The following is a 16,515-nucleotide window of genomic DNA, read 5'->3' on the forward strand; positions in this document are numbered from 1 at the left end:
ATGGTGCAGGTGGATGAGCGGGCGGTTCAGCTTCTGGCCGAGGTCTGGCAAGGCTGGGTCGATTCCGGGCGGATCGTCGGCGGTGTATTGCTGGTGGCGCAGGGCGGTGTGTTGCGCTACGTCAGCGCCAGGGGCTGGGCGGATCGGGAACGGCGGGTGAGTGTGACTCGCGGTACACGTTTTCGCCTGGCGTCGCTGACCAAACTGCTGACATCGGTGGCTGTGTTGCAGCTTTGCGAGCAAGGCATTTTGAGTCTGGATGCGCCGGTAACGGACTGGCTGCCAGCGTTTCGGCCCCGTCTGAGCGATGGCCGGGAGCCGGTCATCACCCTGCGTCATCTGCTGTCGCACAGCTCCGGGCTCGGCTATGGGTTCGAACAGCCGGCAGGTAACGCTTATGCGTTGGCGGGCGTGTCGGACGGGCTGGACCGTATGGCGTTTGATCTGCAGGAAAACCTGACTCGTCTGGCGAAGTTGCCGTTGCTGTTCGAACCCGGCACTGCCTGGGGGTATTCGCTGGCGACCGACGTGCTGGGTGCTGTGATCGAGCAAGGCACCGGCCGTGCGTTGTCGCAGGTCATCGAAGAGCAGGTCACCCGGCCCCTGGGCATGGCGTCGACCTCGTTCAGGCAGGATCAGGGTCGGCTGGCGCGTGCTTATAAAGACAGTGCTGACGCTCCCGAACGTATCGGTGATGACGACGTGCTGATGCTTGAAAGTGGAACGGCCAGGGTGTCGTCGGGCCGGGTCTACGATGCGCAGGGCTATGAATCAGGTGGCGCAGGCATGTTGGGTAATGCCGATGATTACCTGAAACTGCTGGAATGCCTGCGTCTGGGCGGCGCGCCTTTGTTGAATTCCGTAAGTACGGCGGCGTTGCTGAGTAACGCCATTGGCAAGGTGACCCTCAAGGGCAGGTGCGCCGGCTGGACGTTCGGCCTGGGGCCAGTGATCCTCGCCGACCCGCTGGCCGCCGGGCAGCGACAGGGTGCTGGCACCTGGTCATGGTGCGGTGTGTATGGTAGTCATTACTGGGTCGATCCGGTATCGGAGATCAGTCTGGTTGTGCTGACCAATACCGCCGTGGCGGGCGCCTGGGGCAGGTTTGCGGATGCGTTGGTTGAGGCGGTTTATTCATGAACGGAAGCTGATCGTGCCCCCGTGGAGCACTCAGCGTTATACACAAGTCATCTGGCTATCCAGTGAGACAGCGGCACTGCCGTGCTTTTTTGCGCGATAGTGCGGACACCGCCGATTGCGACGTGGGTGAAGGCTGAGTCCTGGCGCTGATTCGGGGGGCAATCGGCATGGATGCCGATTGAGCTGCACTGGGCCATGGATGGCCCATTTGCAGCGACCCCCGAATCAGTGTCAGGACGAAGGAACCCCGGCGAAGCCGGGGCCGGAACCGGAGCGAAGGAGTTTGCTTACTTTGCTCCGTCAAAGTGAGTCGCCGAGGGGCGAAAAGGTGACTGAAGCCATGCGCTCGGCTCACTGAGTCCGCAGTCTGTGCCATTTGTGACGCGGAGCGTCACGGGAGGCATGCCCACGCGGAGCGATGGGCACGATCAGTGTTGAGGCGGACTTGTGTATAACGATGAACGCTTCGCGTGGGCACGATCAGTGCCTGATCAAACCCGCGCAAACTGTTTGCGGTAGCTGCTCGGGCTGACGCCCACCAGATTACGGAAGTGCCGCCGGAACGACTCTTCGGAGCCGAAGCCGGTTCGGTCCACCACCTCGTTCAGCCGCAACTTCGACGACTCCAGCAATTCCTTTGCATACGCCACGCGCTCACCCAGCAACCAGTCGTAGGGCGTAAGTCCCGTGCTTTCCATGAAGCTGCGGTGCAAGGTGCGAGTACTGACTGCGGCACGTGAAGCCATTTCCTTGATGGTGTGCGGCCGGTTCAGGTCGCTGCGGATCCAGTCCATCAGATTGGAAATCGGGCCGTCGTTGGCCGACACCAGTTGCCGCGAGGCGTATTGCGACTGTCCGCCTTCGCGATGGGGCGGGATCACCATGCGTTGCGCCACCATATTCGCCACACGCGAGCCATGATCGTTGCGCACCAGATGCAGCATCATGTCCAGTCCGGCCGCAGATCCTGCCGCCGTGACGATGCTGCCCTGATCGACATACAGTTCGTTGGGCTGAATGGTCAGCCCCGGATACATGGTGGCCAGCAGGTCGGTGTAACGCCAGTGAGTGGTGACCTTATGACCGTCGAGCAACCCCGCTGCCGCCAGCACGAACGCCCCGGTGCAGATCGAGCAGATACGCGCGCCACGGGCATGGGCGGCCTGAAGCTGTTCGATAAGGCGCTGTGGCACCTTTGATTCAACCCCGCGCCAGCCGGGCACGATGATGGTATCGGCGTTTTCCAGTAGCACATCGCCCGACGTCGGCACGATAGTAATGCCCCCGGCAGCCGTGATCGGCCCGGCATCGACCGGGAAGGTCGCAAATTCATACCAGCTGACGCCCAGTTCGGGCCGTTTGAGGGCGAATACCTCGACTGTGCAGCCAAATTCGAAGGTGCAGAGCTGGTTATAGATCAAGGCGACAACGAGATGATTTTTCATGGCGCGATGTTACCGGATATTGGCATTTCGGACAGTGGTTCGTGCTGATGCTACTGGGTAATCTGAAGCCTGTCACTCAGGTGAATCCTTAACCCTGCATGTGGTCCGGCAACCGGACCCAGGAGCCATTTCGTGTCCCTCAATATCGGTATCTACGTGTACGACGACGTCGAAGTTCTCGACTTCGCGGGCCCCTACGAAGTGTTCACCACCGCTACTCGAATGCATGCGCGCAACAGTCGTGATGACAAGCCGCTGTTCAATGTCTTCACCATCGGCCGCAGCACTGCCTCTGTGCGTGCGCGGGCCGGTCTGAAGGTCGACCCGGATTTCTCGATCAATGATCACCCGGCCATGGACTGCCTGATCGTTCCGGGTGGCGTGGTCAACGCCGAGCTGGAAAAGCCGGACGTCATTCGCTGGATTAGCGATCAGTCGGAACCGGGGCGTGTTGTCGCGGCCGTGTGCACCGGCGCATTCATGCTTGCCAAGACCGGCAAGCTGGCGGGCAAGCAGGTCACCACCCATTGGGAAGACATTGCCGATCTCAAGGAAATGTTCCCGTCGGTGGATGTTCTCAGCACCTTGCGCTGGGTCGACGAAGGTTCGTTCGTGACGTCGGCGGGCATTTCCGCCGGCATTGACATGAGTCTGCATCTGGTTGAACGTCTGCACAGCCGCGAGCTGGCCGAGCGCACTGCGCTGCAACTGGACTTCGACTGGACCGAGAACGACTGATTCAGCTCCATCGCCTACCGCGATCTGTACCGCTTTTTGGATACATCGGATTTGATATTCCGGGTGACTGACAGATTTTCTGCCTTGTCTTGGGTCCTGCTGCCGAGCCATGCGCGCTGACGCATCTGTGCAGGACCCTTTCCAGAAACTCCAGCGGTTGCGTGCACCCCCGACTGACCGAGCTCTTTGTGCTGCCGACAAGCGTGCACAGGGGCATGTCATCGGGGGTTCTTGTATTTCCGACTCTTTCCCGTCAGCGCCAGGTCGTGCCTACCATCGCTTTATCCAGAGTGCAGGACAGATGAAAACCCATTTCTTCAAAATCGTTCAAACCGTTGCCCAGCACGGTTCGTTCTCGGAAGCTGCTGCCATTCTGGGGTGTAGCCAGTCGAACATCAGTTACGCGATCAAGGAAGTCGAAGATTTCTTCGAGAAACGCCTGTTCATCCGCAGTCGCTCCGGCTGCACACTGACGCCTGACGGTCGGGTGATTTCCCAGACCCTGGGCAGCATCATGGCGACGCTTGAGCAACTAAAAAAAATGGGGTGAGCGGCAGTGTAACGATCCACTATTACACGCACATTCAAGAGACCAGCCTTGGCACTTCACTCGATTTTCTGGCCCGGCATTACCCTGACATCCATCTCAATGTGCTGCACGGCAGCGAACAGAATCCGTCGCTGGAGCCGTTGATAAAAGAAGCAGCCGATATCCTGATTCTCCCCAGCACCGTGCTGGGTGAGCACTACGTCGAGCATCATCACTGGTCCGATCACTACGTATTGGTCACCGCCAAAGGCAAGCACACGCAAACCCGCACCTTCACCGAACTGTCGCAGACTTCGCGCTATGTTGCCTGGCGGCATCCCGGCGTGGACCGGTTGCACCAGCAACTGGCGTCCGCGCAGGTGCGGCTCAGCCATCGCGGTGAACTCAGTTGTCTGGAAACCCTGCTGGACCTGATCGCCCGACAGCATTGCATCTCGATTCTACCCAGCGCCTTGCTCAACGGACACTTGCGGGAGGTGGAGCAGGTACCGTTGCCGGGAACGATCATGCGCCACATCAGTGTGGTGGCCCGTCCGACTTCGCTGCTTTCCAATGCCGCCAGTGCAGTGATTCAGGCTTTGAAGAAGCCGCGCGTGCTGGCGGTTCAGCGGTATTGAGCAAACGCTCGACTGTGGATAACGTATTCCTTCGGCAAGTGATGGTGTGCTTGACGGAGGGCGGGCCTTGTCTCGTGAAAGCTACAGCCCGATGCAACGAATTGCCCCCATAAGGCTCATACCCATAGGTAATACATTCAGGGCGCTTGTTCACAAGCGTCCAACGCCGCCGATTCGAGAGGAAGACTGGACGCTATGACGATACCGGACAAGCAGTATGTGGACTGGCTGGTCGAGCAATCGATGCTGAACGCTGCCAGACAGCGCGCCAAGACCTACTCGGGCCAGGGAAGACTCTGGCAACGGCCGTTTGCACAGGCCCGTCCAAGGGACGCATCCGCCATTTCTTCGGTCTGGTTCACCGCGTATCCCGCATCGATCGTCACCCGTGAGGGCTGCTCGGTGCTTGAGGCACTGGGTGATGAAACGCTGTGGCACGCCTTGTCGGAAATCGGCATCCAAGGCATACACAACGGCCCGCTCAAGCTGTCAGGCGGTTTGCAGGGGCGTACCCGCACGCCCAGCATCGACGGCAATTTCGACCGCATCAGCTTCACTATCGATCCTGAACTGGGCACTGATGCTCAACTGCTCAGCCTGACGCGCATTGCTGCGGCGCATAACGCTGTGATCATCGATGACGTCATTCCGTCGCACACCGGCAAGGGCGCCGACTTCAGGCTGGCCGAGCTTGCGTATGAGGACTATCCCGGCCTTTATCACATGGTCGAGATCCGCGAAGAAGACTGGCAGCTCTTGCCTGATGTCCCGGCGGGCCGCGATGCGGTCAATCTGACGCCCGAGGTGGTCGACCAACTGCGCGACAAGCATTACATCGTGGGTCAGTTGCAACGGGTGATTTTCTTCGAGCCCGGCGTCAAGGAAACCGACTGGAGCGCCACTGATGTGGTGCAAGGCGTCGATGGCAAGGCACGGCGCTGGGTGTATCTGCACTACTTCAAGGAAGGTCAGCCTTCCCTGAACTGGCTGGACCCCAGCTTCGCCGCGCAGCAGATGATCATTGGTGATGCACTGCATGCCATCGACGTCTCTGGCGCACGCGTACTGCGGCTGGATGCCAACGGCTTCCTGGGCGTCGAGCGTCGCGCTGAAGGTGCAGCCTGGTCGGAAGGCCATCCGCTGTCGATTACCGGCAACCAGTTGCTGGCTGGTGCGATCCGCAAGGCCGGTGGTTTCAGTTTCCAGGAGCTGAACCTGACGCTGGACGACATTGCCTCCATGGGCAATGGCGGTGCTGACCTGTCCTACGACTTCATCACCCGTCCGGCTTATCAGCACGCCCTGTTGACCGGTACAACCGAGTTCCTGCGGCTGATGTTGCGCCAGGTTCATGCGTTCGGCATCGATCCTGCGTCGTTGATCCACGCGCTGCAGAATCACGATGAACTGACACTGGAACTGGTGCACTTCTGGACGCTGCATGCCCACGACACCTATCACTATCAGGGCCAAACCTTTCCCGGCAATATCCTGCGCGAGCACATCCGCGAAGAGATGTACGAGCGGCTGACCGGCGAGCATGCGCCCTATAACCTGAAGTTCGTCACCAATGGCGTGTCCTGCACCACGGCGAGCATCATCACCGCCGCACTGGGCATTCGTGACCTGAGCACGATCACTGACGCGGACATTCAGCAGATCCAGCACATTCACTTGCTGCTGGTGATGTACAACGCGATGCAGCCTGGCGTGTTCGCGCTGTCCGGCTGGGATCTGGTCGGTGCGCTGACCTTGCCGGCCGAGCAGGTCCAGCACTTGATGCAGGACGGTGACACCCGATGGATCCACCGCGGCGCTTATGACCTGGCCGATCTGGATCCGGAAGCGGAGCTGTCGGAAGGCGGCATGCCGCGTGCGCAGTCGCTGTATGGCAGCCTTGTCAGTCAGCTCAAGCGTCCCGACTCGTTCGCTTCGCAGCTCAAGAAGATTCTGGCGGTGCGCCGCGCTTACGACATTGCTGCCAGCCGCCAGATTCTGATTCCTGATGTGCAGCATCCGGGTTTGCTGGTCATGGTGCACGAGTTGCCAGCAGGCAAGGGCACTCAGATCACTGCGCTCAACTTCAGCGCCGAGACCATCGTCGAAACGCTGCACCTGCCGGACATCGCGCCAGGGCCTGTGGTGGACATCATCAACGAGCGCGTTGAAGGCGACCTGACCGAGCAGGGTGAGTTCACTATCACGCTGGATGCTTATGAAGGTCTGGCGCTGCGGGTCGTGAGCACCTTGCCGATGATCTGAGCATCGGGGTCGTGATGCAGTCTGTGCCATCTGTGACGCGGAGCGTCACGGGCTGCATGCCCTCGCGGAGCACTCATCGTTATACACAAGTCCTCCTGGAGGAATACGATGATGATCGTTCCTACGCTCTGCGTGGGAATGCCTCCCAGGACGCTCCGCGTCCGCTCTCGAATGTGGCGCAGATGTGTGCCCAAGCTCCAGCGTTATCCACGTCATGCGCTCGGCTAACTGAATCCTGAGTCTGTGCCATTTGTGACGCGGAGCGTCACGGGAGGCATGCCCACGCAGAGCGATGGGCACGATCAGTGTCGAGGCGGACTTGTGTATAACGATGAGCGCTGAGCATGGGCACGATCGGTGTGCTTGAGGTCTACGATCGTTCCCAGGCTCTGCGTGGTAACGCCGCCCAGGACGCTCCGCGTCCGCTCTCGAATGCGACGCGAGCAATGGGCGTGATCAGTGTCAGGCATGCCAGGTTGTCTACAGAGGACCCCCGCGTCCTCGCTCAGCCGTTCTGATGCTTCTTCATTCGGTAGGCAAACTGCGCACGGCTGAGCCCCAACAGCCGTGACGCGGCTGCCAGATTTCCCTGACTCTTGGCCATCGCTTCACTGATGAGGCGATGCTCAAGGTCGTCGATGGAAAACCCCTCAGGCTGGCCCAGCGTGTCCAGGAGTGTGGATGCAGGTTCCGCATCGGGCTTTGAGCCCAGCGAAAGTCCTCCCTCGTGGTTCAGCGAATACGATTCGACCGGCATCGGTTCATTGCGAAAAATATGGATCAGGTCGATGGGCTGGCCATCTTCGCTGGCGATCAGGCCGCGTTCGATCAGGTTCTGCAGTTCGCGAACATTGCCCGGAAAGTCGTAGCGCAACAGGGTCTTCAAGGCGCGCATGGTCAGTCCGGCCGGGGTGCGGCCATATTCATTACAGAACCGTCCGAGAAACGCATTGATCAGCAGCGGCACATCATCCCGACGTTCACGCAGCGGGGGCAGGGCGATGGGGTAGACATTCAGGCGATAGAACAGGTCCTCGCGGAAATCGCCATGCGCCACGGCCTGGCGCAAATCGATATTGGTTGCCGCGACCACCCGCACATTGACCTTGATGCCGCTTGATCCACCGACACGCTCGATTTCCCTTTCCTGCAGGGCGCGTAACAGCTTGCTCTGTCCCGCAAGACTCAGGCAGGTGATTTCATCGAGAAACAGGGTGCCGCCATCCGCGCGCTCGAAACGTCCGGGCCGCGAGTGGGTGGCGCCGGTGTAGGCGCCGCGCTCGACACCGAACAGCTCGGATTCGATCAGGTTGTCCGGGATCGCTGCGCAATTGAGCGCCACGAAGGGTCCGTCCCGATGACGACTGAGCTGATGCAACTGGCGAGCGAACATTTCCTTGCCCACCCCCGATTCGCCACTGAACAACACGGTAGCGGGAGTCATGGCAACACGTTGCAGTGTCTGGCTGGCGGCATTGAACGCGGCACTTGCGCCAATCAACGGATGTTCGGTACCTGTAGAGGGCGCTTCGCTCCAGGGCGCCGCAGAAGGTGCCGGTGGATTGTGTGGCGCGCTGGAGGAGACAACGCTCAGGTAGCCAAGGTCGCGCTCCACATCGCCCCATTGCTCGGCGGTCTTGCCGATCACCCGACATGAGGTGTGGCCCATGCCGCGGCATTCCACCTCACGAAAGATCACCATCTGCCCGAACAATCCGCTGACAAAACCGGTGGCATAACCGATTTCGGTCCAGCACACCGGATCCTGGCTGATGCCATGGGACGCGAGATGCTCATCGGCTTCGCAGGAGTGGTGCCAGAGGAATTCACCTTCGTAGAACCCCGACTTCGCGTCGAATTTGAAATGCAGCGGTTCGACTTTGGCCATGCCCTCAAGGGTGTGCAGGTGTGTGCCGGCACGGAAAACTGCTGTGGCATCGGCGTTGGGCCAACGCTCTCGAATCAGTCTGGCATCCCGGGCGCCAGACAGGTAACCCGCCCGGGTAAACATGCCGCGCGCCTGCTCCAGACCCAGGCGTTCGATGATCTCCCGACGCAAGGTGCCGAATGACGAGCTGTGCAGCAGGAGCATGCGCTGGTCATTGAGCCAGATGCGGCCGTCATCAGGAGAAAAGAACAGGCAACCGGTCAGTTCCTCCGACGTGGGGGATTGACCGGGATTCAACCCGGCGCTGTCACCTTGCGGAGCAAAATGCTGGGCGGCGAAATCCTGATCGGAAAGATGGCGAAGAGGGTGAGTCATTGTTATGCCTCAGGCCGAGAGTGATCGAAATGATGAAACGCTCAGATAGTTATAAAACATAACTTAATCAAATGAACAAGCCCGATGAGATATGCATTCGTTCGAATGTGACGCCCGACATATCAAAACAGGGCGCAACCATTGGATCCAGAGCGGTCGCGAAAAAATATGACCGCTTGATGGCAAAACCGGCACAGCGCTTGCTGAGGACTGAACACGGCGCAAGCGACCGTTCTTCGGTGCGCGGCGATTACAAACATAAAAGCCGGAGTTTCACCATGTCAGTGTCTGAGCATGTGTCTTTGCTGCAACCCGCACTCGTAGCCAACTGTATTTTCAACGGTGACTGGGTACCGTCATCGGCGCCTTTGCGTCCGGTGATCGAGCCCGCCACCGGTGAATTGCTGATGAACACCGCGATGGCGGATGCCGCCGATATCGCAGTTGCCTGTCGTGAAGCCGCGCTGGCCCAGCCCGCCTGGGCCGCGATGGGGCCTCGCGAGAAAGCGGAAATATTTTTGCTGGCAGCCGACCAGGCTGTCCGTTCGTTCGATGAATTGTCGTTGTATGTGGCGCGCGAAACCGGCGGCAGCCTGCCCAAGGGTGAACATGAGGTGCGTGAGGCCATCGTGTTGCTGCGCCAGGCAGCCGGTATGTTGTCTCAGGCGCATGGTCACGGCCTGATGCTGCCAAGCGCAGCGGGACGTTTGTCGTACGCACGTCGTGTACCGCATGGTGTGGTCGGGATGATTTCACCGTTCAACTTTCCACTGGTCCTGTCGTTGCGCACGGTTGCGCCTGCACTGGCGGCGGGGAACGCGGTGGTGCTCAAGCCGGATCCGCAGACACCGGTCAGCGGCGGTTTCCTGATTGCCCGTCTGTTCGAACAGGCCGGTCTGCCCAAGGGCCTGCTGCATGTGTTGCCAGGCGCTGCGGATGCGGGCGAGGCCCTGTGCCGCGACCCTAACGTGCAAATGATCACCTTCACTGGCTCCACTGCTGCAGGCCGCAAGGTCGGTGAGACGGCGGGGCGCAACCTCAAGAAGGTCTCGCTGGAACTGGGCGGCAAGAACCCGCTGATCATTCTGGAAGATGCCGATCTGGACCTGGCGGCTGGCAACGCGGCGTTTGGCGCATGGCTGCATCAGGGCCAGATCTGCATGGCGACCGGGTTGATTCTGGTTCACGAATCCATTGCAGCCGCGTTTACGCGCAAGCTCGCGGATAAGGCGCGAGCCTTGACCGTGGGCAACGCCGCGCGCGGGGAGGCCGCACTGGGGCCTCTGATCAATGCGCGCCAGGTGCAGCATGTGCATGGACTGGTCAGCGAGAGCATAGAGGGGGGCGCGCAGTTGGAAACCGGCGGCGAATACGATGGACTGTTTTATCGTCCGACCGTGCTCAGCCATGTAAAACCGGGTATGCGGGTATTCGAAGAAGAAGTTTTCGGGCCTGTGGCGGTTGTCGTGTCATTCTCCACGGATGAAGAGGCGATCGAGCTGGCCAACCGCAGCGAGTATGGCCTGGCGGCGGCGGTGATCTCGCCGTCAGTGGGCCGGGCGATGGCTATCGGTGATCGCCTCAAGTGCGGCTTGCTGCATATCAATGATCAGACCGTGGCGGACGAATGCATCAACTCCTTTGGCGGGCGCGGCTCATCAGGCAACGGCAGCAGCGTCGGCAGCCCATCCGACGGGGACGAGTACAGCCAATGGCAATGGGTCACGGTCAAGAATCAGCCGCCGGCTTACCCGTTCTGAAGGCTGTCGACAGTTTGAGAAGCACAGGCTCCACCCACAATAACAAGAGCGCACGACTATGAACCTGAACAACAAAACCCTGATTGTGACTGGCGTGTCTTCCGGTATCGGTGCCGAAGTGGCGAGGCTGGCCCGCTTCCAGGGGGCCAGAGTGATCGGTGTTGACCGCCACGAACCGCAACTGACCCTGGACAGCTTTTTTCAGGCCGATCTCGGCGACCCCGCCAGTATCGATGCGCTGATTGAAAAACTGCCCGTTCAGGTCGACGCGCTGTGCAACATCGCAGGCGTGCCGGGCACTGCGCCCGTCGAGGTCGTGGCCAAGGTTAATTATCTAGGGCTGCGCCATCTGACTCAGGGCTTGCTGCCGCGCATTGCGCCGGGCGGGAGCATCGTGAATGTCGCCTCGGTTCTCGGCGCGCAATGGCCGGAACGTCTGGAACTGCACAAGGCGCTGGCCATGACCGAGACTTACGCCGAGGGGCAGGCGTGGCTGGCGGCCAACCCGGTGGCGCAGGAGACCTGCTATCAGTACTTCAAGGAGGCGCTGATCGTCTGGACGTTCCAGCAGTCACAGGCCTGGTTCAGAGATCAGTCGGTCCGCATCAACTGCGTGGCGCCGGGGCCGGTGTTCACGCCGATTCTGGGAGACTTCGTGACCATGCTGGGTGAAGAACGCATTGCCAGAGACGGCGCGCGCATGAAGCGTCCGGCCCAGGCCGATGAGGTCGCCGAAGTAATCGCATTCCTGTGCTCCGACGCGTCGCGCTGGATCAACGGGGTCAACCTGCCGGTGGATGGAGGGTTGGCGGCGACTTACGTGTGAAGGGATTCGGTTGATGTAAACCCCGGTCCTGCGTTCGCGTGATCGGGGCCTTGAAAACAACAATAAGAACCAAAGGAATTACAAGATGCAGAAGTCTATCTTGCGTACCGTCGTGGCCGCCTCATGGGTCGCCTTGTCTTCAACCGCTCACGCTTATGACTTGCCCGGTCTCAATCTGGGCAACACCAGCTTTTACGATGGTTCTCCCGCGCCAGACGGGCCGGGCTGGTATCTGGAGGAGTACGCCAACTTCGCCAAGGCCGACCGTTTCAATGACGTCAATGGCAACAAGTTGCAGTTACCCAAGCAGGAAGTTGAAGTACTGGCGCTGACCACCCAACTCATCTACGTCGCACCCCCTCTGGCCAATGGCGCGATGCCCGGCATTACGGCGATCAACACGTCGTTGGCGCACGTTGACGTCGACGACGGTCTGGGCAACTCGGCCCTCAGCTCCAGAGCCGGGTTTGGTGATTTGATCATCGGCCCGTTTCTGCAATTGCCGACGATTTCAAATGCCGACGGCAGTCCGCTGCTGACCCAGCGGGTCGAGGCTGACATTGCGATTCCGGTTGGCGCTTACGACCGCAATCGATCGATCAACCCCGGTAGCAACTTCTGGTCGTTCAACCCTTACTACGCCGCGACTTACTGGTTCTCGCCAAAATGGTCGGCCAGCGGCCGCTTCATGTACCTGTGGAACGGCAAGAACGACGACCCCCAGGCTGGCTTCGGCAACGCCTCCGACACCCAGGCCGGACAGGCCCTGCACGCCAACATGACTTTGCAGTACGCCGTCAGCGAGCAACTTTCCGTGGGCCTCAATGGTTACTGGCTCAAGCAGTTCACCGATACCCAGGTGGACGGGCACGACGTGAGTGGCCGCAAGGAAAAGGTCTGGGCCATCGGGCCTGGGTTTCTTTGCGCGTTCAGCAAGCAGAACGTGCTGACGGTCAACAGCTACTTCGAGCAGGGCGCCGAAAACCGTACGGAAGGCAACAAGGTGGTGCTGAACTTCCTGCACAAGCTGTAACGAAGAAAGGCGTCCGGTAAAAGGGACGCCTTGCCGGGACTAGCGTCAGCTCAGTGGCCGGGCCGCTACTGAAAAAGTCGGTTTTTTTGTGGAAGATGCCCCTATGCCTCTGACACAGCGCTGTCTTAAAGCAAACAAAAGTCGTAGGAGCGCGCTTGCCCGCGATCTGCCGGGAACCGGCAGCAAAACCGGCACACGCGGTGTATCAGATGCAACCTGGGGCTGCTGCGCAGCCCATCGCTGCCGTCGTAACCTCCGAGAGCTACTACGCCCTCCGGGCAGAAGCAGGTGTGCGTGCATATCAGTAAATTATCTGGCGGGGATTCGCAAACACTGGGCTTCAACTCGCCGTCTTGAGCCTCGCCACCCCCGTTGAACGGGACAACACGGCAATCGCCGCAAGCGCCGCAATCACAAGACCCGGGGAGGTTGCCAGCAGCACACCGGCCGTTCCGGCTCCAGCCCCCAGCAGTTGACCGGCAGCCAGCGGACCTGCCACCGAACCCAGACGACCGATCGCCACTGCAGCGCCCACGCCTGTTGCCCGGACGGCGGTCGGGTAGGCGGGCGGGGCCAGCGCATACAGCACCAATTGCGCGGCCATCACGAACACGCCTGCCGCAAAGCCGGCCGCTGACATCGACACGATGCCCACCGAAAAGCCGACACCGGCCAGCGCGGCAAGCAGCCCTGCGTAGACAAACATCACGACCTTGATCCCATTGCAGCGATCCAGCAGCACGCCGCCGAGCAACGAGCCCAGGGCGCCGCCGATGTTGAACAGCATCTGCACCATACCGGCCTGGGGTTTGCTGAAGCCCTGGGCAATCAACAGGGACGGCAGCCAGTTGAGCAGCATGTACATCACGGTCAAGGTGAAAAAATAGCCCAGCCACAAGGCCAGTGTGGTGCGCGCCCGGTCCTCGCCGAATAGCGCACTGGTGGTGGAATGACGCGCTTCGAACGTGGTTGTCTGCTGGCGAAATACGCTGGATTCGGGTAACAGCAGCACCATCAGCGGTACCACCAACACAGGCACCAGGCCGCCGATGATGAAGGTTGTCTGCCAGTGGTCACTGGTGAACATCGCCACCACCGCTGCGAGCGCGCCGCCCAGCGGCACCCCCGAATACATGACACTGATCGCGAGCCCACGATGCCGCTCGCCTACGGCTTCGGCGCACAGCGCAATGAGGTTGGGCAGGGCGGCCCCCAGTCCCAGTCCGGTCATGAAGCGCACTGCCAGCAACCCGGAAAAGGTGTCGACGTAAGCGGTTGCCAGCGAGAACACGCCGAACAGCAGTACGGCGCTGATCAGGATCTTCTTGCGGCCGATGCGATCGGCAATCCAGCCACCAAAGAAGGCTCCGGGCAGCAGGCCGATGATGCCTGCGCTGAACACCCAGCCCATCATTTTCGGGTCCAGGGCGAAGGTCTGGCGCAGACCGGCTGCGGCAGTGCCTGCAGCCTGCAGGTCGAAACCTTCGATGAGTGCGACGATAAAACACAGGGCGATGGTGAACGTCGAACGACGCGATGGGGTGTTCATGGCGAGCCTCACTGTTGTTTTTGTTGTGGTCAGCGGCCTGACAGCCGTGGTCAGTTAGTCCACGAATCAGGTGACGATTAAGGTAACAAAAATAACTAAAAAAAGAACAGGAGGTGAATTGGGAGCAAAAAACCGGGTTTGGTCTTTTGATTTCAAGGATATCTGGCGTTTCGATCCGATTAATCAAAAAGTGATTAATGATATTAATGTTCGATTATCGGTCAGTCTGGATTGACGGCTGACTGGGTATGTCCCAATCCTTTGTCCACGACTCCTCGTTGGCGCGATGAGAGTCGACGTCGAAAACAACAACAATAAGTGGACAACGGATATGCCAAGACTTCCCGGGGATGCTGAGAAGGCTGGACCTGCTTCATCGTATTCAGGCAAAACACGCACGCTGGCGCTGGGGTTGATGGGGGTCAGCATGATGCCCGCTTCGCTGCTGGCCGAGGGGCTGGTCGCTGACAGCCATGGCACGCTGACCCTGCGCAATTACTACATGGATCGCGATTACAAGGACGATGGCGCAAAAACCGCCGCGCGAGAGTGGGCGCAGGGCTTCATGATGAATGTGGAGTCCGGATTTACGCCCGGCAAGCTGGGGTTTGGCCTGGATGCGCGCGCTCTTGTCGGCGTGAAGCTCGATTCATCGCCTGACCGAAGCGGCACCGAACTGCTGCCGGTATCTGCCCGGGACGGCCGTGCCGCCGATGAGTATTCGCGACTGGGTCTGACCGGCAAGATGCGCTTCAGCCAGACCACGATAAAAACCGGCGACGTTTCGATCTTTCTGCCTTTCGCGTTCGCCAGTCCCTCCCGCCTGCTGCCACAGACCTTCAGAGGCACCACGCTCTCTTCGAAGGAGCTGGAGGGGCTGACGTTCAATGCTGGCTATATCGACCGGGTCAACAAGCGCGATTCGAGCAATTATCAGCCACTCGCCATTGCTTCGCCGAACCGGCGCTTCAACGGTGCCGCCACCTCATCACACATGGCCTATGCCGGCGGCGATTATCAGCTAAGCCAGCAGCTCAGCCTGCGCGCCTATCACGCTGAAGTGGATGATCTGTACACCCAGAATACGCTGGCGTTGCTGCATCAATTGCCGTTGGGGGATGGCACGCTGACCACCGATCTGCGGAGTTTCTTCAGCCGGGACACCGGCAGCGCCAAGGCGGGCGAAGTGGACAACCAGAACCTCTCCGCGCTGGTGGGTTACAAACTGGGCGGGCACAGCGTCAGTCTGGGCTATATGCATTCCCGCGGCGACACCGCGACACCTTACCTGTCAGGCACTGAACTCATGGGCCTCAGCGAGCTGACCATGAGTTCGGATTTCCTCAACGCCAAAGAGCGTACCTGGCAGGCCATCTATGACTACGATTTCACTGCGGTCGGCATCGTCGGGCTGCGCAGCCGTTTGCGTTACGTGCGCGGCGACAACATCGAACTGGCCGCCTTGAACGCTGACGACCGCAAGGAACGGGAGTTTCAGATGGAGTTGGGCTATGTAATTCAGAGCGGACCGTTGAAAAACGTCAGCCTGCTGGCGCGAAAGTCGATCTACCGTAACGACTTTCCGGCAGGGGCAGCATTTCGCGATGAGAACCAGACGCGCTTTGTCGTGCAGTACGCGTTGCCGCTCTGGTGATCGTGGGTGATCAAAAGAGCGCCGACGACGCAGGCACGTCGTCGGAGGGCGTGTGTCAGGCCTGATAGACCTTTTTCAGCAACCGGAGCAGTTCCTCACGCTCCTGGGTATCGAGTGCCGAAGTGGAGTCCAGGTCGCTTTCAGCGGCGATCTGTTTCAGTTCCTTGAGCAGGGTTTCGCCCGTCTTGCTGAGAAAGATCCCGTACGACCGCTTGTCCGGTTTGCAGCGCAAACGGACCGCCAGCGCACGGCTTTCCAGTTTGTTCAGCAGCGGCACGACCTGCGGCGGCTCGATGGCCAGCGCCTTGGCCAGGTCGGCCTGCATCAGACCCGGATTCTTGTCGATGATCGCCAGCGCAGAAAATTGCGCAGGTCGCAGGTCGTGACTCGACAGACGTCCGATGAGGTTCTGGAAAAGTTTGAGCTGTGCCCGGCGCATGGCGTAACCGATCAGGTCATCCAGTGCGGAGTCCATAGGCAACGACGCCTCGGTAACCTGTGCCGTGGTTGGGCAGAGGGTGGCGATGTCGGATGGCTTGGCCATTGAAAATCCAGTCCTTTTGGGTGATGAGCAATGTTTCCGGCAGTGTGCCGGTGTTCGCGGGCGAAGGCCATGGGCATTCACAGTTGTGACCAGCATATCCGAATGGAGTGCGGTAAATGTTAATTAAGGTTAAT

General features: G+C 60.0%; 13 protein-coding genes. 9 read left to right on the top strand and 4 right to left on the bottom strand.

Features of this window, described 5'->3' with window-relative positions:
- Entirely contained in the window at positions 1 to 1,140 is a 1,140-nt protein-coding gene (locus tag AC0IXS_RS00095) for a serine hydrolase domain-containing protein (RefSeq protein ID WP_057410352.1), read from the top strand.
- A 491-nt stretch (positions 1,141 to 1,631) separates the two neighbouring features.
- Here the strand turns inward: AC0IXS_RS00095 and ftrA are convergent, their stop codons facing one another.
- Positions 1,632 to 2,585 (bottom strand): transcriptional regulator FtrA, encoded by a 954-nt coding sequence (gene ftrA, locus AC0IXS_RS00100; protein ID WP_471823341.1) that lies wholly within the window; start codon positions 2,583 to 2,585, stop codon positions 1,632 to 1,634.
- 132 nt (positions 2,586 to 2,717) lie between these two features.
- On the opposite strand from ftrA, the gene AC0IXS_RS00105 reads away from it, so the two are divergent.
- The 4 genes from AC0IXS_RS00105 (at position 2,718) to treS (ending at position 6,752) form a co-directional block, all read left to right on the top strand.
- Entirely contained in the window at positions 2,718 to 3,323 is a 606-nt protein-coding gene (locus AC0IXS_RS00105; RefSeq protein WP_004881916.1) for a DJ-1/PfpI family protein, read from the top strand.
- Positions 3,324 to 3,624: 301 nt separating this feature from the next.
- Positions 3,625 to 3,873 carry a helix-turn-helix domain-containing protein gene (locus tag AC0IXS_RS00110; protein WP_025993605.1) on the top strand — a complete coding sequence of 83 codons (249 nt, stop codon included), beginning with the start codon at positions 3,625 to 3,627 and terminating at the stop codon, positions 3,871 to 3,873.
- Positions 3,870 to 4,490: a LysR family transcriptional regulator substrate-binding protein gene (locus AC0IXS_RS00115; RefSeq protein WP_080663320.1), complete on the top strand. Its 621-nt coding sequence runs from the start codon at positions 3,870 to 3,872 to the stop codon at positions 4,488 to 4,490. Before AC0IXS_RS00110 ends, AC0IXS_RS00115 begins: the two co-directional genes overlap by 4 nt.
- A gap of 195 nt (positions 4,491 to 4,685) precedes the next feature.
- Positions 4,686 to 6,752 (top strand): maltose alpha-D-glucosyltransferase, encoded by a 2,067-nt coding sequence (gene treS, locus AC0IXS_RS00120; protein WP_004881919.1) that lies wholly within the window; start codon positions 4,686 to 4,688, stop codon positions 6,750 to 6,752.
- 505 nt (positions 6,753 to 7,257) lie between these two features.
- Here treS and AC0IXS_RS00125 read toward each other — a convergent pair.
- Positions 7,258 to 9,015: a sigma-54-dependent Fis family transcriptional regulator gene (locus tag AC0IXS_RS00125; protein WP_122668296.1), complete on the bottom strand. Its 1,758-nt coding sequence runs from the start codon at positions 9,013 to 9,015 to the stop codon at positions 7,258 to 7,260.
- A gap of 278 nt (positions 9,016 to 9,293) precedes the next feature.
- Here AC0IXS_RS00125 and AC0IXS_RS00130 point away from each other — a divergent pair, with 278 nt between their 5' ends.
- The 3 genes from AC0IXS_RS00130 to AC0IXS_RS00140 all read left to right on the top strand — a co-directional run bounded on the left by AC0IXS_RS00130 (position 9,294) and on the right by AC0IXS_RS00140 (position 12,634).
- Positions 9,294 to 10,775: a benzaldehyde dehydrogenase gene (locus AC0IXS_RS00130; RefSeq protein ID WP_471823345.1), complete on the top strand. Its 1,482-nt coding sequence runs from the start codon at positions 9,294 to 9,296 to the stop codon at positions 10,773 to 10,775.
- 58 nt (positions 10,776 to 10,833) lie between these two features.
- Complete coding sequence (locus AC0IXS_RS00135) at positions 10,834 to 11,601, top strand: coniferyl-alcohol dehydrogenase (RefSeq protein ID WP_057408585.1); 768 nt, start codon at positions 10,834 to 10,836, stop codon at positions 11,599 to 11,601.
- A gap of 85 nt (positions 11,602 to 11,686) precedes the next feature.
- Positions 11,687 to 12,634 carry a SphA family protein gene (locus AC0IXS_RS00140; RefSeq protein WP_122668298.1) on the top strand — a complete coding sequence of 316 codons (948 nt, stop codon included), beginning with the start codon at positions 11,687 to 11,689 and terminating at the stop codon, positions 12,632 to 12,634.
- Between the two features lie 340 nt (positions 12,635 to 12,974).
- Here the strand turns inward: AC0IXS_RS00140 and mhpT are convergent, their stop codons facing one another.
- On the bottom strand, positions 12,975 to 14,183 hold the full coding sequence (mhpT, locus tag AC0IXS_RS00145) for a 3-(3-hydroxy-phenyl)propionate transporter MhpT (protein WP_122668299.1): 1,209 nt from the start codon (positions 14,181 to 14,183) through the stop codon (positions 12,975 to 12,977).
- A 331-nt stretch (positions 14,184 to 14,514) separates the two neighbouring features.
- On the opposite strand from mhpT, the gene AC0IXS_RS00150 reads away from it, so the two are divergent.
- Complete coding sequence (locus tag AC0IXS_RS00150; RefSeq protein WP_471823349.1) at positions 14,515 to 15,837, top strand: OprD family porin; 1,323 nt, start codon at positions 14,515 to 14,517, stop codon at positions 15,835 to 15,837.
- A gap of 55 nt (positions 15,838 to 15,892) precedes the next feature.
- Here AC0IXS_RS00150 and AC0IXS_RS00155 read toward each other — a convergent pair whose 3' ends face one another.
- Entirely contained in the window at positions 15,893 to 16,381 is a 489-nt protein-coding gene (locus AC0IXS_RS00155) for a MarR family winged helix-turn-helix transcriptional regulator (RefSeq protein ID WP_025996746.1), read from the bottom strand.
- Positions 16,382 to 16,515: the final 134 nt, after the last annotated feature.

This window comes from Pseudomonas sp. AC016 (assembly GCF_979253365.1).